The sequence below is a fragment of the Achromobacter xylosoxidans genome, from assembly GCF_001457475.1.
Lineage (GTDB): Bacteria > Pseudomonadota > Gammaproteobacteria > Burkholderiales > Burkholderiaceae_B > Achromobacter > Achromobacter xylosoxidans.
In genome coordinates, this window is record NZ_LN831029.1 from 5,874,651 (window position 1) to 5,892,135 (window position 17,485).

Below are 17,485 nucleotides of genomic sequence, written 5' to 3' on the forward strand. Positions count from 1 at the left end.
CAGATCGAAACGGCTGCACGCAATCCGCCACCGAAGTCGGCCGGCGACGCGCGCAGCCGCGCATAAAAACAAAATGACCCACACAGGAGACAACCGTGGGAGACATCGACTTTCAGGCGATGGAGTTCGCCTATGAAAAACACGCCGACCAGGCCGCCGCGACGCAGGCGCGCCATCCCGTGGTGGTGGTGGGCGCCGGCCCGGTCGGCCTGACCACGGCGCTGGACCTGGCGCGCCAGGGCGTGCGGGTGGTGGTGCTGGACGACGACTACCGCCTGTCCACCGGCTCGCGCGCCATCTGCTTTTCCAAGCGCACCCTGGAAATCTGGGACCGCCTCGGCGTCGGCCAGCGCATGGTCGACAAGGGCGTGTCGTGGAACGTGGGCAAGGTCTTCTTCCGCGACCAGGAAGTGTGGCGCTTCGACCTGCTGCCGGAACCCGGCCACCGCCGCCCCGCCTTCATCAACCTGCAGCAGTACTACGCCGAAGGCTACCTGTACGAGCAGGCGCGCCAGGAACCGAACATCGACCTGCGCTGGAAGAACAAGGTGGTGGGCCTGGAACAGGCCGGCGACGGCGTGGTGCTGTCGATCGACACCCCCGAAGGCGGCTACGCGCTGCGCGCCGATTGGCTGGTGGCCTGTGACGGCGCGCGCTCGCCGGTGCGCAAGCTGATCGGCCAGGAAAGCCATGGCCGCATCTTCCGCGACCGCTTCCTGATCGCCGACGTCAAGATGAAGGCCGACTTCCCGGCCGAGCGCTGGTTCTGGTTCGACCCGCCCTTCCACCCGAATCAATCCGTGCTGCTGCACATGCAGCCCGACAATGTCTGGCGCATCGACTTCCAGCTGGGCTGGAACGCCGACCCGGTCGAGGCCGTCAAGCCCGAGAACGTGCTGCCGCGCATCCGCGCCCTGCTCGGCCCGGACGCGCAGTTCGACCTGGAATGGGTCAGCGTCTACACCTTCGCCTGCGAACGCATGGACAAGTTCCGCCACGGCCGCGTGGTGTTCGCCGGCGACTCGGCGCACCGCGTCTCGCCGTTCGGCGCGCGCGGCGCCAACAGCGGCGTGCAGGACGCCGAGAACCTGGCCTGGAAACTGCGCCTGGTGCTGGCCGGCCAGGCGCCCGAGACGTTGATCGACAGCTACGCCGCCGAACGCGAGCACGCCGCCGACGAGAACGTCCTGAATTCCTCGCGCGCCACCGACTTCATCACCCCCAAGAGCGACATCAGCCGCAGCTTCCGCAATGCGGTGCTGAACCTGGCCCGCACCCATGCGTTCGCGCGCACGCTGGTCAACAGCGGTCGCCTGTCGCTGCCGGCCACCTACGCCGATTCGCCGCTGAACACGCCGGATACCGACGCCTTCTCCGGCCGCATGCGGCCCGGCGCGGTGGCGCTGGATGCGCCGGTGCAGGGTCCGGGCGATTCGCCGTGGTGGCTGTCGCAACTGGACGCCGGTTTCACGCTGGCCTATTTCTGCGGCGACGCCCCGCCCGACGCGCAGACGCTGCAGGCCCTGCGGGCGCTGCGACTGGCGGCGGTGCCGGTCAAGCCCGTGCTGGTCGCGGGTCCGGGTTGCGATACCGCGGGCTGGCCGTCCGACCTGGCGGCGGTGGTCGACACCGAAGGCCTGCTGGCCCAGCGCTATGACGCGCTGTCGGGCACCGCCTACCTGATCCGCCCCGACCAGCACATCGCCGCGCGCTGGCGCGCCTTCCAGCCCGACGCGGTGGCGTCGGCCGTCAACCGCGCCATCGGCCGCGCCTGAAGAACCCGGAGGCCTTTTCCATGCTGAACACCGAAACCAACCTGGCCGCGCCGGACGACTTCTACGAAGCGCTGATCGAGGCGCATCGCGATTTGAGCAACGAGCAGAGCCAGGAACTGAACGCCGCGCTGATCCTGCTGCTGGCCAACCACCTGGGCGACATGGCGGTGCTGCGCGAGGCGCTGGCGCAGGCCCGCGCGTCGGTCACGCCGGCGTCGAACCCACCGCAAACGCATTGACGATCAGGGCGCGCAACCACTGGTTGCCGCCATCGCGGTCGTAGCGGCGCTGCCAGTACATATTGGTCTGCAGCGCCGGCACCTTCACCGGCGGCGTCATGTAGCGCAGACCGAATGGCTGGGCGGCGCTGGCCGCCAGTTTTTCGGGCACGGTCGCCAGCAGGTCGGTGGCGCTGACGATATACGGAACCGCCGAAAAATGCGGCACGCTGAAGTGCTCGGCGAGCGGCACGCCGGCCCGTTCCATGGACTGGTTGACCTGCCCGTAGGGCGCCGCGCGCGACACGATCAGGTGACGCTCGGCGCGGAACGCCTTCAGCCCCATGCCCTGGTGGGCGCTGGGATGCGCCTGGCGAAACAGCGTGGCGTAGCCCTGCCGGAACAGCATGCGCTGCAAGGTGCCCGCCCCCATCTCGTCGAATGCGCCGATGGCCAGGTCGACCCGCCCCGCCTCCATTTCCCGCGGCAGATCGGGGCCCTGCACCCGCACCGAGTCGATGCGCACCTGTGGCGCCACCTGCACGCACACTTCCATCAGCCGCGGCATGAAGTGGATCTCGCCGACATCGGTCATGGCCACGCGAAAGCGCCGCGTGCTGGTGGCGGCATCGAACGCGTCCTGGTCCTGCAAGGCCTGCGACAGCATCGCCAGCGCCTCGCTCACCGGGCCGGCCAGGCGCTGCGCGCGCGGCGTGGGCAACATGCCCTGCGCGGTGCGCACGAACAGCTCGTCGCCAAACGCCAGCCGCAGCCGGCGCAGGGCGTTGCTGACCGCTGGCTGCGACAGGTCCAGGCGCCGCGCCACGGCGGACAGGTTGCGGTCCTCCAGCAGGTGCTGGAACAGGATCAGCAGGTTCAGGTCGACGTCGCGCAAGTCCGCCATCAGGCACCCCTACTATTCACGAAATTTATAGTTGGTATTTTTGCATTCCCGTAGCCATAGTGGGGGATTTTTCCGACAATGGCATATCGGCACCGGAAATCCGCTCCGGCGCGCCAGGACCAAGACCGCGCGGCCACGCATCGCGCGCCACCCCAGGAGGATTCCATGGAACTGCACTACCAGACCGGTTTCGGCAACGACTGTGCCACCGAAGCCCTGCCCGGCGCGCTGCCCCTGGGCCGCAATTCGCCCCAGCAATGCCCCTATGGCCTGTACGCCGAGCAGTTATCCGGCACCGCCTTCACCGCGCCGCGCAGCGAGAACCGCCGCTCCTGGCTCTACCGCATCCGCCCGGGCGCGCAGCACAAGCCGTTCGAGCCGTTTGCCGGCGTCAAGGGCTGGGAAAGCGCGTTCGGCCACGGCCCGGTCACGCCCAACCAGCTGCGCTGGAGCCCCTTGCCCATTCCCACCGTGCCCACCGACTTCATCGAAGGCGTGAAGACCTGGGGCGGCAACGGCGGCCCCGATGAACAAAGCGGCGTCGGCATCCACCTGTATGCCGCCAACCGCTCGATGCAGGGCCGCTATTTCTACAACGCCGACGGCGAGCTGCTGTTGGTGCCGCAGCAGGGCCGCCTGCGCCTGGCCACCGAACTGGGCCTGATCGACCTGGAGCCGCTGGAGATCGCCGTGATCCCGCGCGGCGTGCGCTTCAGCGTGCAACTGCTGGACGACAGCGCGCGCGGCTACATGCTGGAGAACTTCGGCGCCGCGCTGCGCCTGCCCGAACTGGGCCCGATCGGCTCGAACTGCCTGGCCAATGCCCGCGACTTCAAGACGCCGGTGGCCTGGTACGAAGACGTGGAAGGCGACTTCGAACTGATCGCCAAGTTCACCGGCGGCTTCTGGCGCGCCGCGATCGGCCATTCGCCGCTGGACGTGGTCGCCTGGCACGGCACGCACGCGCCGTACAAGTACGACCTGCGCCACTTCAACACCATCGGCTCGATCAGCTACGACCATCCGGACCCGTCGATCTTCACGGTGCTGACCGCCCCGTCCGATACCCCGGGCACGGCCAACATGGACTTCGCCATCTTCCCGCCGCGCATCCTGGCAATGGAAAACACCTTCCGTCCGCCCTGGTTCCACCGCAACGTCGCCAGCGAATTCATGGGCCTGATCCAGGGCGTGTACGACGCCAAGGCCGACGGCTTCGCCCCCGGCGGCGCCAGCCTGCACAACTGCATGAGCGGCCATGGCCCCGACGCCGAGACCTTCGAGAAGGCCTCGCGCGCCGACACCAGCAGCGCGCACTACATCCGCGACACCATGGCCTTCATGTTCGAAACGCGGCGCGTGATCCGCCCGACGGCGCAGGCGCTGGCCTCGGTAGAATTGCAGGGCGACTATTACCGGTGCTGGCAGGGCCTGCAGAAGCATTTCGATCCCGCCAAGGCGTGACCGGCCTTTCCGCCGTCACGCCCGCCCACGGCGATGCGCGCAAGCGCATCGCCGTTTGGCTTTGGATTTTTCCGGCGCCCGCCGCGCCCTTACAAACACATTGAACGAGACACTCCCCCATGACCACCGCCATCAACGAAACCCACGACCCGTCCCTCAAGAGCTGGGTCGCCAGCGCCAACACCGGCACCTCTGACTTCCCGGTGCAGAACCTGCCCTACGCCGCGTTCCGCCGCAAGGGCTCGCAGGAATCGTTCCGCCCCGGCGTGGCCATCGGCGACCAGATCGTCGACCTGGCCGCGCTGGCCGCCGCCAAGCCCTTCGAAGGCGCGGCCGCCGAGGCGCTGGCCGCCTGCCAGGGCGATAGCCTGAACGCGCTGATGGCCCTGGGCCATGCCCACTGGAGCGCACTGCGCCTGGCGCTCTCGCGCGCGCTGCGTGAAGGCGCCGCGCTGCGCGCCACGGTCGAGCCGCTGCTGGTGGCCCAGGCCGACGCCGAATACACCACGCCCGCCCGCATCGGCGACTACACCGACTTCTACATCTCGGTGCATCACGCCACCGCCATCGGCAAGCAGTTCCGACCCGACAATCCCCTGCTGCCGAACTACAAGTGGGTGCCTATCGGCTACCACGGCCGCGCCTCCAGCATCGGCGTGGACCAGAAGTTCCCGCGTCCGGTCGGCCAGACCCGCCCCGCCAACGAAGGCGAGACGCCGCAGTTCGGCCCGTGCGCGCGGCTGGACTACGAACTTGAACTGGGCATCTTCGTCGGCACCGGCAACGCCCAGGGCGAACGCATCAAGCTGGCGGACGCCGATGCGCACGTGTTCGGCCTGTGCATCCTGAACGACTGGTCGGCGCGCGACATCCAGGCCTGGGAATACCAGCCGCTGGGCCCGTTCCTGTCCAAGAATTTCGCCTCGACCATCTCGCCGTGGATCGTCACCATGGAAGCGCTGGAGCCGTTCCGCACGCAGTGGAACCGCGGGCCGTCCGAGCCGCAGCCGCTGCCGTACCTGGCCTCCGACGCCAACCGTGCCAAGGGCGCCTACGACGTGCAGATGGAAGTGCTGCTGACCACCGAACAATCGCGCGCCGGCAAGCAGGCGCCGGCCCGCCTGTCGCGCAGCAATTTCCGCGATGCCTACTGGAACGTGGCGCAGCTGATCACGCACCACACGGTGAACGGCTGCAATCTGCAACCGGGCGACATGCTCGGCACCGGCACGCTGTCGGGCCCGCAACCGTCGGAAGCCGGTTCTCTGCTGGAACTGAACCACGGCGGCAAGCAACCGATCGAGCTGCCCTGGGGCGAGAAGCGCACCTTCCTGCAGGATGGCGACCAGGTCATCATCCGCGCCGAATGCGTCAAGGCGGGCTATCCGCGCATCGGTTTCGGCGAATGCTCGGGCACGGTGCTGCCGGCGCGGGTCTGAACGACGTCCGTCAGGATCGGGGCGTGGCGGCCGCATCGGTCGTCAACGCCTCGATCTCGTCATCCTTGGCCTGCCACTGCCGGCCCAGCCAGTGGTGGAATTCGGTGCGGAAGGCCTTGTCGCGGCTGTAGTCGCCTTCGCAGAAGGCCGGCGGCACCGGCACCTGGCGCATGCGCACCCGCACCGTGCCCATGCGGCCGCAGGCCATGTCCCAGAAGCTGGGCACACCCGCCGGATAGGCGATGGTGACATCGATCATCGAACGAAAACGCGTGCCCATCGCGTTCAGCGACACCGCCAGCCCGCCCGCCTTGGGCTTGAGCAGGTGACGATACGGGGCTCCCTGCGCGTCGCGCTTGGCCGGCGAAAAGCGCGTGCCCTCGGCAAACACCATCACGCTGGTCGGCACCAGCGAGAATTTCTGGCAGGCGCGGCGCGCGGTTTCCTGGTCCTGGCGTCCCAGGGCGGGATTGCGGCGCAGGTCGGCCTTGCCGTGGCGCTTCATGAAGGGAAAATCCAGCGCCCACCACGCCAGCCCGATCACCGGCACGTAGATGAGCTGCTGCTTGAGGAAGAACTTCAGCAGCGGAATGCGGCGGTTCAACGCGCCCTGCAACACGAAGATGTCGACCCAGGACTGGTGGTTGCAGTTGACCAGGTACCAGTCCGCGTAGCGCAGGCCGGTATTGCCGCGCACATCCCAGGGCGCGCGCTGGATGCGCGTGAACCAGGCGGTGTTGACGCTGATCCAGGCCGTGGCGATGCCGTTGAGGATGGGGTCGATGCGGCGCCTGGCCGCCGCGAACGGCAGCGCCAGTTTCAGCAGCGCCATGGGAAACAGCAGCAGGCACCAGAACAGCGTGCTGGCGCCGATCAGGAGCGTGCTGAACACGCCGGTCAGCCAGGCCAGGCGGCCGCGCGGCACGGGCCAACCGCGCCAGCGCGCGGCCGGGGCGGACGCGGGCGCGTCGCTTGCGTCAGCGACAGGGGGCCGGATCGGGCCGGCCAGCGGATCGGGAAAAGTCATGAACGCGAGTGTGCGAGGACTGCCCGGGGGCCGGTTTGAGCGGGATCAAACCGGCCCCAGGCCCGGACGGGGTGAAGTCAAGGCAGGCGGTATTTTTCTTCGCGATAGACCCAACTGGCCCACAACGCGTGCGCCAGCGCTTCCTTGGTCAGGGCGTCATCCGCGGGTTCGACCGGATCGTAGGTCTCGTCCTGCCCGACCGGCGCGGCGCGGTAGCGGAATTCGCGCGGCGCCTTGGACGGTTCCAGCACCAGCAGCTTGTCCCCTCGCAGGTAGCCGAAGTTGTCGGCGTACTGCATCAGCGCGCGGTTGGGATCGCGTTGCGTCAGGTCGGCGCCCAGCATCGGATTGATGTTGTCCAGTCCGATCAGCGACAGCAGCGTGGGCGCCATGTCGATCTGGCTGACGATGCGCTCGTCCTGGCGCGGCGCGATGCCCGCGCCCAGGATCAGGGCCGGGATCTGGAAGTGCCGCACCGGCACCGGGATCGAGCCGTAGACGCGGGAATCGTGGTCCGCGATCACCAGGAACACGGTGTTGTCCCAGTACGGAGCCTTGTGCGCCTTGTCGAAGAACTGGCCCAGCGCCCAATCGGCGTAGCGCACGGTGTTGTCGACGCTGGCCGGATCGCCCACCGGCTGGATGCGGCCCGCCGGGTACTCCCACGGCGAATGGTTGCTGACCGAGAACGCCAGCGTGAACACCGGCTTGTCGCCGTCGGCGCGCAGCAGGCGGTCGACCTGGGTGAACATGTCCTCGTCGGACGCCCCCCACGAGCCTTCGAACACCGGGTTCTCGAACTTCGGGCGATCGACGATCTCGTCAAAGCCATTGCCCAGGAAGAAGGCGCGCATGTTGTCGAAGTGCGACTCGCCGCCATAGACAAAGCGCGAATGGTAGCCATGCTTGCCCAGCACCTGCGCCAGGGTGAAGAAGCCCGTCTGCGAGCGCGGCAGCTTGACCACGGCGTCGGCCACGCTGGGCAGGAAGCCCGCGGTGACCGCCTCGATGCCGCGCACCGAGCGCGTGCCGGTGGCGTAGGCGCGATGGAACATCCAGCCTTCCTTGCCAAGCCGGTCGATGTTGGGCGTCAAGTCCTTGCCGCCCAGGCTGCCGACATATTGCGCGCCCAGGCTTTCCTGCAGGATGATCACCAGGTTGAGCGGCTTGTCGCGGCGCACCGTGGCCTTCTGCTCGTGCAGGCTGGGGTAGCGCGGATCCAGCGGCGCCCCCGTCAGGCCGGCCTTGTCGCGCACGATGGCGTTCATCTCGTCCACCGGCATCTTCGGATACATCGCGGCCGACGAGCGTTCGTCGCGCATGCGGTAGGCGGCATCGAACACGCTGTAGAGCGAGTTCAGGGCCAGCGAATTGACCATCGCGTCCGAGCTGAACGCGACCTTGGCCGGATTGATGGGGCGATGCTCCAGCGTGCCGCGCGCGCCCAGCACCACCAGCGCCAGGATCGCCAGCGACGCCAGCGGCCGCTTCCACCACGCCAGGAAGGGATCGCGCACGCGCACCGGGAACAGCTTGACCGCCAGCCAGGCCGCCACCAGCAGCACCACCAGCGCGGTGAACAGCACGCCCTTGTAGCCCTGCCACAGCATCGAACCGACTTCCTTCGGATTGAGCAGGTAGATGAAGTACAGGCGGTTCGGGCGCGTGTCGTATTCGGCGATGAACTGCGGCGTGGAGACTTCCAGCAGCACGTACAGCATCCACCAGACGCGGAACCACCAGGCGGTGACGCGCGCCGCCCACGGGAGGTGCCCCAGCCACGGCGAGAACACCGCCGGCAGCGCGATCACCATGGACAGCAGGCAGACGTCGATGCGCAGGCCGCCCAGCAGCACCGGCCACAGGCCGCCGGCCGCCTGGACCCGGTCCCACATCCACCAGGACAGGCCAAGGCGGCTGAGCGTCAGCAGCGCCAGCACGGCCAGGATGAAGCGCAGTGTCAGCCGGCGCATGCGGCGGCCCTCCGACTACCAACGAAACCCCGCGCCGTTGCCGCGCCACGCTTACCGAGCCAAACCATGCCTTGCCATCCGGTGATTGAAAACGGCCAAGATTAACGCGGATCGACGCGCCGCAGCGCCGCCGGCTGGAGTCGCGATGTCGAATAGGAGGCCGATGACAACCCTGTCATGTCGTACGACATCTCATTTCCTCAGCATCCGACGTGGCGGCCGCGCGGGCCTATTGCACCCGGCGCAGGCGCTCGCGGCTGTTGCTCAGGTGGGTGCGCATCGCGGCGCGGGCGCCTTCGGCATCCTGGCGCATGATGGCGCTGTAGATGTCTTCGTGCTCCAGGTTGACGCGCGACAGGTAGGCGGCACGGTCCTCGTGCGCGAACTTGGCCGAATTGATGCGGGTGCGGGGGATGATGGCCGAACCCAGGTGCGACATGAGATCGGCGAAATAACGGTTGTCGGTGGCCTGCGACACCAGCAGGTGGAACTGGAAGTCCGGCGTGATGGTGTCGCCGCCGCTGTCCAGCGCGGCCTTGAAAGCGTCCAGCGCGCGGCGCATCTCGGCCAGCTGGGCCTCGCTGCGGCGCACGGCGGCCAGGCCGGCGGCCTCGCTTTCCAGGCAGATGCGCAGTTCCAGCAGCACCAGCACATCGCGCACCGTGGCGATGTCGGCCGGGTCGACGCGAAAATCGCCGCCACCGCTGGGTTCGAGCGCGTAGGTGCCCACGCCATGATGGGTTTCGACCAGGCCCGAGGCCTGCAGCCGCGACAGCGCTTCGCGCACCACGGTGCGGCTGACGCCGAACTGCCGCATGATCTCGGATTCGGTGGGCAGCTTGTCGCCGGGGCGGATGTCGCCGCCGCGGATGCGTTCGGAAATGTTTTCCACCAGGCCTTGCGCCAGGTTCCGTGGACGACGCTGCGGCAGCACGGGGGTATCGACAGGAGCGTTCATCAGGGATTATCCGGAAGCGGTTGCGTGGCGCTTGACTGCAAAAATTCGTGCTTATTATACTTTGGACAAGTTGTACGATAACGTACCAGGCAAGTCCACCCCAACGAGCGTTGCGCCATGAGCCTAGCTGTCGACCGCATGCCTGCCTCCCCCCGTTGTCATCGCTTATTGTTGACCGGCGCCGCTGGCAACCTGGGCCGGGTACTGCGACCGCGCCTGAAGGCCTGCGCCGACGTGCTGCGGGTTTCCGACGTCGCGGCCATGGCGCCCGCCGCCCCCGGCGAGGAAGTCGTGCCCTGCGACCTGGCCGACCCCGCCGCCGTCTCCGAGCTGGTGCGCGGCGCCGACGCCATTGTGCACCTGGGCGGCGTTTCCGTGGAGCGTTCTTTCGAGGAAATCCTGCCGGCCAATATCCAGGGGGTCTACCACGTCTACGAAGCCGCCCGCGTCCATGGCGTGCGGCGCGTGGTGTTCGCCAGCTCCAACCACGTCATCGGCTTCTATGAACAGGGCGCCCGGCTGGACGCCGACGCGCCGTTGCGGCCCGATGGCTACTACGGCCTGAGCAAGGCCTACGGCGAGAACCTGTCGCGCTTCTACTACGACCGCTACGGCATCGAGACGGTCTGCCTGCGCATCGGCTCGTCGTTTCCCGAGCCCAAGGATCGCCGCATGATGGTCACCTGGCTCAGCTACGACGACCTGACCGACCTGGTGGTGCGATCGCTGTTCACGCCGAACGTCGGTCACCTGATCGCCTATGGCGCCTCGGCCAACCGCGACAGCTGGTGGGACAACCACCGCGCCGCCGCGCTGGGTTTCGCGCCCAAGGATTCCTCCGAAGCCTTTCGCGCGCAGGTCGAGGCGCAAGCGCCCCTGCCCGCCGACGATCCCGCCGGACGCTTCCAGGGCGGCGCCTTCGTCAAGGCCGGCCCCTTCCCCTTTCCCCCGCGCTGATTTCGTCCCCGGCCCATCATGGCGACCCACGCTGAACGCATCGGAACCCTGCTCTGCGGCGTGGGCGAAAGCCCGGTGTGGCGCGCCGCCGACCAGGCGTTCCACTGGACCGACATCCCCGGCCGCGCGCTGTGGCGCTGGACGCCCGCGAGCGGCCGGCTCGATCACTGGACGTTGCCGCAGATGGCCGGCTGCATCGCCCCGCGCGGGGACGGCTGGCTGCTGGCGATGGAGGACGGCCTGTATGAATGCGGGCCGCTGGTGGCCGGCCAGGCCTGCCAGCCGCGGCCGCTGGCCCCGGTGCGTCACGACGCGCCCGGCATGCGCTTCAACGACGGTCGCTGCGACCGCCAGGGCCGCTTCCTGGCCGGCACCATGGTCATGGACATGGGCCTGGCGCGCAACGCCGGCAAGCTCTACCGGCACGGTCCCGGCGAGGCACTGGAGGCCATCGTCGACGACCTGATCGTGCCCAACGGCCTGGCCTTCAGTCCGGACGGCAAGACCATGTACCTGTCCGACTCGCACCCGTCGCGGCAGGTGGTCTGGGCCTTCGACTACGACATCGACGGCGGCCCGCTCCGCAACCGCCGCGTCTTCATCCCGAGACTGCCGGCCGGCCGGCCCGATGGCGCCGCGGTCGACGCCGACGGCTGCTACTGGATCTGCGGCAACGAGGCCGGCCGCATCTACCGCTACACGCCGGACGGCCGCCTTGACCGCAGCCTGGAGGTGCCGGCCGCCCGCGTCGCCATGTGCGCGTTCGGCGGCCCCGACCTGGACCTGCTGCTGGTCACTTCGATCCGCCCCGCCGATGCCGCCCCCGATTCCATCGCCGGCGCCGTCTTCATCCTGCGCCCCGGCGCGCGGGGCCTGGAGGAAACCGCAAGCGCCGGTTAGCACCCGACCGTGGCGCCCCAAGCGCCCACGCACGAGTAGTAAGCAGGTCCGTACACATCGAAGAGCTTCGGGGCCGCAACGGCCCTCAACGAAACGCCGTACTCCCAACCGGAGGTAGACATGTTGCGCCCGACCCTGACCCGCGCCATCCTGGCCGCGGCCGCCTTGCTGACGCTGATTCCCGCCACCCATGCCGCCGAGCTGCGTTCGGCGGACATCCATCCCGACGATTACCCCACCGTGCAGGCCGTGCGCCAGTTCGGCGAGCTGGTCAAGCAGCGCACCAACGGCCGCATCACCGTCAAGGTGTATGCGGGCGGCGCGCTCGGCAACGAAGACGACTCGATCGAACAGGTGAAGCTGGGCGCGCTGGCCATGGCGCGCGTCTCCAGCGCCGCCATGCACAACATCTGCCAGACCACGCGCGTGCCATCGCTGCCGTTCCTGTTCCGCTCGAAAGAGCATCTGCACAAGGTGCTGGACAGCGAGATCGGCGAACGGATCCTGAAGTCCTGCGAGTCGGCCGGCTTCGTCGGCCTGGCCTGGTACGACAGCGGCTCGCGCTCGATGTACACGCGCAACAAGCCGATCAAGACACTGGCCGACGCCAAGGGCATGAAGATCCGGGTGCAGCAGTCGGACCTGTCGGTGGCGATGGTGGAAGCCATGGGCGGCAACGCCACGCCGATGCCGATGGGCGAGGTCTACACCTCGCTCAAGACCGGGCTGGTGGACGCGGCCGAGAACAACTACCCCAGCTACGAAAGCGCGCATCACTACGAGGTCGCCAAGTACTACGCGCTGACCGAGCACACCATGACGCCGGAAATACTGATCTTTTCCAAGCGCCAATGGGACAAGCTGTCGGCCGAGGACCAGAAGGTCCTGCGCGAGGCCGCGCGCGAGTCGGTGCCGTACATGCGCAAGCTGTGGGACGAGCGCGAGCAGAAGTCGCGCGCCGTGGTCGAGAAGGCCGGCTCGCAGATCGTCGAGGTGGACAAGGCCTCGTTCCAGGCGGCGATGAAACCGGTGTACGACCGCTTCGTCACCACGCCCGACATGAAAGACCTGGTCGCCAAGATCCAGGCCGTCCAATAAGGAATCCACATGTTGGCTACCTCCACCAATGACCCGGATGTCGCGGCGGGGGGCCGGGCGCATGCCCTGGCTGCCCCGCTGGACGCCTACACCCGGGGCTGCGCCCGGCTGGCGCGGCTGTGCATGTGGACCAGCGTGTTCGGCCTGGTCTGCCTGATCGTCGCGGTATCGCTGCAGATCTTCGGCCGCCATGTGTTGAACAGCACCCCCACCTGGGCCGAGAGCCTGGCGCTGCTGCTGGTGCTGTACGTCACCATGCTCGGCGCCGCCGTCGGCGTGCGCGATGCCGGCCACATCGGCTTCGAATCGCTGGTCGACGCCTTGCCGGTGGCCGGCCAGCGGCGCCTGAAGATCTTCATCCACCTGCTGGTGCTGCTGTTCGGCGCGCTGATGGCGTGGAACTGCGCCCTGCTGGCCGAATCCGTGTGGGCCTACAAGATTCCCAACCTGGGTATTTCCAACGGCTGGAAGTACGTGCCCGCGGCCCTGTCCGGCGTGCTGATCGCGCTGTTCTCGGTCGAGCACGTCATCGCCCTGTTGCGCAACCAAAAGGTGGTACCGGCATGGCGCTGACCCTACTCTCCTTCACCTTCATGGGTTTCCTGGTGATCGGCGTGCCGGTGGCGTTCGCCATCGGGCTGTCGTCGATCACCGCGATCATGTACGAGGACCTGCCGCTGGCGGTGGCCTTCCAGCAGATGACCTCGGGCATGAACGCGTTTTCGTTCCTGGCCATCCCGTTCTTCATCTTCACCGGCGAGCTGATGCTGTACGGCGGCATCGCCGACCGCATCGTGGCGTTCGCCAAATCGCTGGTGGGCCACGTGCGCGGCGGCCTTGGCATGTCCAACGTGGTGGCCTGCACGCTGTTCGGCGGCGTGTCCGGATCGCCGGTGGCGGACGTCTCGGCGATGGGTTCGGTGATGATCCCGATGATGAAGCGCGAGGGCTACCACGCCGACTACGCGGTCAACGTCACCACCCACGCGGCGCTGGTGGGCGCGCTGATGCCGACCAGCCACAACATCATCATCTACACCCTGGCGGCGGGCGGCAAGGTGTCGATCGCGGCGCTGATCGCGGCCGGCGTGGTGCCGGCGCTGATCCTGACGCTGTGCAACCTGGCCGCGGCGTATTTCGTGGCGCGCAGCCGCGGCTATCCGGCCGGCACGTTTCCCGGCTGGCACATCGTGGCGCGCTCGCTGGTGGCCGCCCTGCCGGGGCTGTTCGTGGTGGTGCTGATCATCGTCGGCATCCTGAGCGGTGTCTTCACGGCCACGGAATCGGCCGCGGTGGCCGTGCTGTACGCGCTGGCGCTGACGATCTTCGTCTACCGCTCGCTGACCTGGGACCAGTTCGTGCGCGCCGCCAGCAAGGCGGTCAAGACGACCGGCGTGGTGCTGCTGCTGATCGGTATTTCGGCCACCTTCGGCTATCTGATCAGTTTCTACGGCGTGGCCGAGAAGACCGGCGCGCTGATGGCCTCGATCTCCACCAGCCCGTGGGCGATCTTCCTGATGGTCAACATCATCCTGTTCGTGCTGGGCACTTTCCTGGACATGGCGGCGACCATCCTGATCTGCACGCCCATCTTCCTGCCGATCTGCATGCAGTACGGCATGGGGCCGGTGCAGTTCGGCATGGTGATGCTGCTGAACTGCGCGCTGGGCCTGAACACGCCGCCGGTGGGCACCACCCAGTTCGTGGGCTGCGCCATCGGCGGAGTCTCGGTCGGCACGGTGATGCGGACCATCTGGCCGTTCTACGGCGCGTTGCTGGCCGCGCTGGCGCTGGTCACCTACGTGCCGGCGTTCTCGCTATGGCTGCCAGGCCTGCTGCTCAATTGAGCAATCGATACGGAGGCGGGGCGACCGCCCGTCCCGTGCAGCACCGGCCAAAAGAACAGCGCGGCCAGCAGCCACATCAGGGCGGCCGACCACAGCGTCTGGCTGAGGAAGTGCGCGCCCTGCAGGATGCGCACGGCTGAAAACGCCAGCCCGGCGGCGATGCCCGCCGCCAGCCCCCACCAGCGCCAACCCGGCCGCCCGACGGCCCAGCCGGCGAAATACAGGGCCAGCAGCGAATAGCCGGCGCCGGCATGGCCGCTGGGCAGCGCGCCGCCGGCCTTGCCACGATCCCAGGTCCACCACGACTGCGGATAGGGGGTGTAGCCGCCCAGCGTGTCCAGGTCGTAGGGCCGCGGCAGCGTGGTGTAGTGCTTGAGCTGGGTGATGGCCAGCTGCCCCGCCATACAGGTCAATGCCAACGCCAGCGCCGGCCCGCGCAGGGAGCGCCAGGCGGGAATGCGATAGCTGGCCGCCGCGACGGCAATGGCCCCCAGCCCGATGCCGATCGGCAGGGCCAGCACCATGCGGTGGCCGATCAGTTCCAGCCAGCGGTTGGTGTGCAACGGGAAATCGTCCAACGCCGGGTTGAACAGGGCGCGCGCGATGGCCAGGTCCCACCCCGACGCATTGGCCCACCAGGCCAGGCACGCCAGGAACAACGTCACGCCCAGCACGTGCGTGGCCAGGTAGGCGGCGGGCGTCGGCCGGGTGGCCGCGGGAGGGGACAGGGACGACATGTGGGACGCGATGGAGGGCGCTCGGCCGAAGCGGACAGCTTAGGCGGCCGATAGTCGAAAATTCGTCAAATTCCGCCCACCGGGGGGAGCCTCGCCCCCGGCGTTGCGCCCCGACTACGCCGTCGCGTCCGCCGCGTTCAGGCGCAGGCTGAAGCGCGTGCCCCGTTGGGGGCCTTCGCGGGAAGAATCCACGGTCAAGGTCCAGCCCTGCATGTCGCAGACCCGCTTGGCGATGGCCAGCCCCAGGCCACGCGCGGTTTCGTCCCGGCCCGCGGCGGCCGAATCCCGCAGCCGCCCGCTGTAGTAGCGGCGGAACAGGAAGGGCAGGTCGCCGGCGTCGATGCCCTTGCCATCGTCGCCCAGCTGCAACACGCCATCCTCGCCCAGGCTGGCGGTCAGCGTGGCGGGCGCGGCATGTTCGATGGCGTTGCGCACCAGGTTGCGCAGCACCGTCAGCAAGGCATAACGGTCCAGAACGCGGATGTGCTCGGGCGGGATGCGGTTGTCGAAACGCAGCTGGGCCACGCCGGCCTGGGATTCGTAGCCGCGCCAGGCGTCCTGCATGCAGTCGGCCAGGTCGACCGGCTCCGGCGGACGCATCTGGTCGCGAGCCATGGCGCGCGCGCTTTCAAGACAGACGATGACGTCGTCGACGTTGTCCATGACCCGTGTCAGCCGCTGGCGCTGGTCCGCGGTCAGGTCCTGGGTCAGAAGCATCAGCTCGCTGTCGGAGCGGATCGCCGCCAGCGGGGTGCGGACTTCGTGGCTGAGGTTGCCGGCGAACTCGCGTTCGCGCGCGATCGAGCGGTCGACCTGGTTCTGCACCCGGTTGAAGGCCTCGATCAGCCGGCCGGCCTCGTCGTCGCGCGTCACCGCCAGGTCGGGCGAGCCGGGCGCCCAGGTCGAGAGCCGGTCGGTCAGGTCCAGCAAGGGGCCCACCGCCACCGCCGCCACGCGCCGCGACAGGGCATACGCGCCCACCACGCAGATCGCCCCCACGCCCAGCACGATCAACCCGAAATCGTGCACCCGTTCCTCATTGTCGGTGGCGTCGTACAGCAGGTAGACCTTGCCCGTGCCGGTCTCGGCCACCATCACGTGCCAGGTATAGGCTCCGGGCTCGATCAGGTGCAGGCCGTTGTCCAGGCCGCGTATCTCCTCGGGCATGCCGGCCGGGGCCTCGCCGTCGGCGCTGAGCCAGGCGCGCATGGAGCCGCCCAGCTCACGGGCGCCGTGGCGCGGCAGGAACTGGTCGCTGGTGCGCGCGTGCTGCACCAGGCGGTCCATTTCGGTATTGAGGATGTCGTTGACCAGGTCGTCCTCCATCTGGTCGAACGTCAGGTAGGCGAGCAACGCCAGCGCCGTCACGAACAAGGCCACGGTGCCGGTCAGCGCCCACACCACGCGTTGCGTGAGGGTGCCGCCCCCCGCGAAGCGGCTCATGCGGCGCTCCCGTCGGCGACCAGGCGCCAGCCCGTGCCATGCAGGGTTTCGATGCCGTCGAAGCCGGCGTCGGCCAGCGCGCGACGCAGCAGGTGCACCTGGCTGCGCAGCGCGTCGGAAGACGGCGGTTCGCTGCCCCACAACTGCGATTCCAGTTCCTCGCGCGAGACCACCCGCCCCGGGTCGCGCAGCAGCGCTTCCAGGATGAGGGTCGCCTTGCGCGTCAGGTGGACAGGCTTGCCGCCGATCGACGCCGTGCGGCTGCGGGTGTCGTAGGCCAGGTCGCCGAAAACACGCACCGTGTCCACGGTCGACCCCTTGGCGCGCTGGATCAGCGCGAGCAGGCGGGCCTCGACTTCCAGCAAGGCGAACGGCTTGGTCAGGTAGTCGTCGGCGCCGTGCGAGAAACCGGCCAGCTTGTCTTCCAGGCTGTCGCGCGCGGTCAACACCAGCACCGGCACCGGCAGACGCCTGTCGGCGCGCAGCGCGTGCAGCACCGCATGGCCGTCCATGCCAGGCAGGCCGATGTCCAGGATCACGGCGTCGAAACGCTGTTCCTCCAGGCGCTGCAGGCCGGCGGGGCCGCTATAGGCCACGTCCGGCAGGAATCCGCGGGCTTCCAGGAAGGTGTACAGGTTGCCGGCGATGATGTGATCGTCCTCGACGATCAGGATCCGCTGATTCGCGCCCGCCGCGGGACTGGCTGCCATATTCGCATCCCCATCGAAAGAAAGGTTGAACGCCC

Annotated in this window: 16 protein-coding genes; 9 read left to right on the forward strand and 7 right to left on the reverse strand. The window is 68.4% G+C overall.

The genetic code is table 11. The annotated features are described in order from the left end of the window. Positions 1-95 precede the first annotated feature (95 nt). Positions 96-1,775: an FAD-dependent oxidoreductase gene (locus AT699_RS26530; RefSeq protein WP_024070406.1), complete on the forward strand. Its 1,680-nt coding sequence runs from the start codon at positions 96-98 to the stop codon at positions 1,773-1,775. Positions 1,776-1,795: 20 nt separating this feature from the next. Beyond that, positions 1,796-2,014 carry a DUF2783 domain-containing protein gene (locus tag AT699_RS26535; protein WP_006385917.1) on the forward strand — a complete coding sequence of 73 codons (219 nt, stop codon included), beginning with the start codon at positions 1,796-1,798 and terminating at the stop codon, positions 2,012-2,014. Here the strand turns inward: AT699_RS26535 and AT699_RS26540 are convergent. Then, positions 1,980-2,897, reverse strand: coding sequence for a LysR family transcriptional regulator (locus AT699_RS26540; RefSeq protein WP_006385916.1), 918 nt, complete (start codon positions 2,895-2,897; stop codon positions 1,980-1,982). The two genes, AT699_RS26535 and AT699_RS26540, sit on opposite strands and share 35 nt — an antisense overlap. Positions 2,898-3,062: 165 nt before the next feature. On the opposite strand from AT699_RS26540, the gene hmgA reads away from it, so the two are divergent. Continuing rightward, positions 3,063-4,361 carry a homogentisate 1,2-dioxygenase gene (gene hmgA, locus AT699_RS26545; protein WP_024070408.1) on the forward strand — a complete coding sequence of 433 codons (1,299 nt, stop codon included), beginning with the start codon at positions 3,063-3,065 and terminating at the stop codon, positions 4,359-4,361. 119 nt (positions 4,362-4,480) lie between these two features. Continuing rightward, positions 4,481-5,800, forward strand: coding sequence for a fumarylacetoacetase (gene fahA, locus AT699_RS26550; RefSeq protein WP_024070409.1), 1,320 nt, complete (start codon positions 4,481-4,483; stop codon positions 5,798-5,800). Positions 5,801-5,810: 10 nt separating this feature from the next. On the opposite strand, the gene AT699_RS26555 is transcribed toward fahA, so the two are convergent. The 3 genes from AT699_RS26555 to AT699_RS26565 form a co-directional block, all read right to left on the reverse strand. After that, positions 5,811-6,725 carry an acyltransferase gene (locus AT699_RS26555; protein WP_038505182.1) on the reverse strand — a complete coding sequence of 305 codons (915 nt, stop codon included), beginning with the start codon at positions 6,723-6,725 and terminating at the stop codon, positions 5,811-5,813. Between the two features lie 179 nt (positions 6,726-6,904). Further along, complete coding sequence (locus AT699_RS26560; protein WP_024070411.1) at positions 6,905-8,800, reverse strand: LTA synthase family protein; 1,896 nt, start codon at positions 8,798-8,800, stop codon at positions 6,905-6,907. 229 nt (positions 8,801-9,029) lie between these two features. After that, positions 9,030-9,758 (reverse strand): FadR/GntR family transcriptional regulator, encoded by a 729-nt coding sequence (locus AT699_RS26565; protein WP_006385911.1) that lies wholly within the window; start codon positions 9,756-9,758, stop codon positions 9,030-9,032. A 117-nt stretch (positions 9,759-9,875) separates the two neighbouring features. Here AT699_RS26565 and AT699_RS26570 point away from each other — a divergent pair, with 117 nt between their 5' ends. The 5 genes from AT699_RS26570 (at position 9,876) to AT699_RS26590 (ending at position 14,560) form a co-directional block, all read left to right on the forward strand. Further along, positions 9,876-10,715, forward strand: a complete 840-nt coding sequence (locus tag AT699_RS26570; RefSeq protein WP_006385910.1) for an NAD-dependent epimerase/dehydratase family protein — start codon at positions 9,876-9,878, stop codon at positions 10,713-10,715. An 18-nt stretch (positions 10,716-10,733) separates the two neighbouring features. Beyond that, complete coding sequence (locus tag AT699_RS26575) at positions 10,734-11,615, forward strand: SMP-30/gluconolactonase/LRE family protein (protein ID WP_024070413.1); 882 nt, start codon at positions 10,734-10,736, stop codon at positions 11,613-11,615. A gap of 120 nt (positions 11,616-11,735) precedes the next feature. Continuing rightward, a complete protein-coding gene (locus AT699_RS26580; RefSeq protein ID WP_006385908.1) occupies positions 11,736-12,713 on the forward strand; it encodes a TRAP transporter substrate-binding protein in 978 nt (325 codons plus the stop codon). A gap of 9 nt (positions 12,714-12,722) precedes the next feature. Further along, on the forward strand, positions 12,723-13,286 hold the full coding sequence (locus AT699_RS26585) for a TRAP transporter small permease (protein ID WP_024070414.1): 564 nt from the start codon (positions 12,723-12,725) through the stop codon (positions 13,284-13,286). Further along, positions 13,277-14,560 (forward strand): TRAP transporter large permease, encoded by a 1,284-nt coding sequence (locus tag AT699_RS26590; RefSeq protein WP_020926314.1) that lies wholly within the window; start codon positions 13,277-13,279, stop codon positions 14,558-14,560. Before AT699_RS26585 ends, AT699_RS26590 begins: the two co-directional genes overlap by 10 nt. On the opposite strand, the gene AT699_RS26595 is transcribed toward AT699_RS26590, so the two are convergent. From AT699_RS26595 to AT699_RS26605, 3 genes are all read right to left on the reverse strand, one after another. Further along, positions 14,512-15,297 (reverse strand): phosphatase PAP2 family protein, encoded by a 786-nt coding sequence (locus AT699_RS26595; RefSeq protein ID WP_024070415.1) that lies wholly within the window; start codon positions 15,295-15,297, stop codon positions 14,512-14,514. The two genes, AT699_RS26590 and AT699_RS26595, sit on opposite strands and share 49 nt — an antisense overlap. Positions 15,298-15,411: 114 nt before the next feature. Beyond that, positions 15,412-16,740 carry a sensor histidine kinase gene (locus AT699_RS26600; RefSeq protein WP_024070416.1) on the reverse strand — a complete coding sequence of 443 codons (1,329 nt, stop codon included), beginning with the start codon at positions 16,738-16,740 and terminating at the stop codon, positions 15,412-15,414. After that, complete coding sequence (locus tag AT699_RS26605) at positions 16,737-17,450, reverse strand: response regulator transcription factor (RefSeq protein ID WP_006385903.1); 714 nt, start codon at positions 17,448-17,450, stop codon at positions 16,737-16,739. Before AT699_RS26605 ends, AT699_RS26600 begins: the two co-directional genes overlap by 4 nt. Between the last annotated feature and the right edge of the window lie 35 nt (positions 17,451-17,485).

What these genes read in the sequence shown, in the direction of transcription:
- AT699_RS26575 (WP_024070413.1), top strand. Translation starts at nt 10,734, where the DNA reads ATGGCGACCCACGCTGAACGCATCGGAACCCTGCTCTGCGGCGTGGGC.
- AT699_RS26590 (WP_020926314.1), top strand. Translation starts at nt 13,277, where the DNA reads ATGGCGCTGACCCTACTCTCCTTCACCTTCATGGGTTTCCTGGTGATC.
- AT699_RS26595 (WP_024070415.1), bottom strand. Translation starts at nt 15,297, where the DNA reads ATGTCGTCCCTGTCCCCTCCCGCGGCCACCCGGCCGACGCCCGCCGCC.
- AT699_RS26580 (WP_006385908.1), top strand. Translation starts at nt 11,736, where the DNA reads ATGTTGCGCCCGACCCTGACCCGCGCCATCCTGGCCGCGGCCGCCTTG.
- AT699_RS26565 (WP_006385911.1), bottom strand. Translation starts at nt 9,758, where the DNA reads ATGAACGCTCCTGTCGATACCCCCGTGCTGCCGCAGCGTCGTCCACGG.
- AT699_RS26600 (WP_024070416.1), bottom strand. Translation starts at nt 16,740, where the DNA reads ATGAGCCGCTTCGCGGGGGGCGGCACCCTCACGCAACGCGTGGTGTGG.
- AT699_RS26570 (WP_006385910.1), top strand. Translation starts at nt 9,876, where the DNA reads ATGAGCCTAGCTGTCGACCGCATGCCTGCCTCCCCCCGTTGTCATCGC.
- AT699_RS26535 (WP_006385917.1), top strand. Translation starts at nt 1,796, where the DNA reads ATGCTGAACACCGAAACCAACCTGGCCGCGCCGGACGACTTCTACGAA.
- AT699_RS26540 (WP_006385916.1), bottom strand. Translation starts at nt 2,897, where the DNA reads ATGGCGGACTTGCGCGACGTCGACCTGAACCTGCTGATCCTGTTCCAG.
- AT699_RS26585 (WP_024070414.1), top strand. Translation starts at nt 12,723, where the DNA reads ATGTTGGCTACCTCCACCAATGACCCGGATGTCGCGGCGGGGGGCCGG.
- hmgA (WP_024070408.1), top strand. Translation starts at nt 3,063, where the DNA reads ATGGAACTGCACTACCAGACCGGTTTCGGCAACGACTGTGCCACCGAA.
- AT699_RS26560 (WP_024070411.1), bottom strand. Translation starts at nt 8,800, where the DNA reads ATGCGCCGGCTGACACTGCGCTTCATCCTGGCCGTGCTGGCGCTGCTG.
- AT699_RS26605 (WP_006385903.1), bottom strand. Translation starts at nt 17,450, where the DNA reads ATGGCAGCCAGTCCCGCGGCGGGCGCGAATCAGCGGATCCTGATCGTC.
- fahA (WP_024070409.1), top strand. Translation starts at nt 4,481, where the DNA reads ATGACCACCGCCATCAACGAAACCCACGACCCGTCCCTCAAGAGCTGG.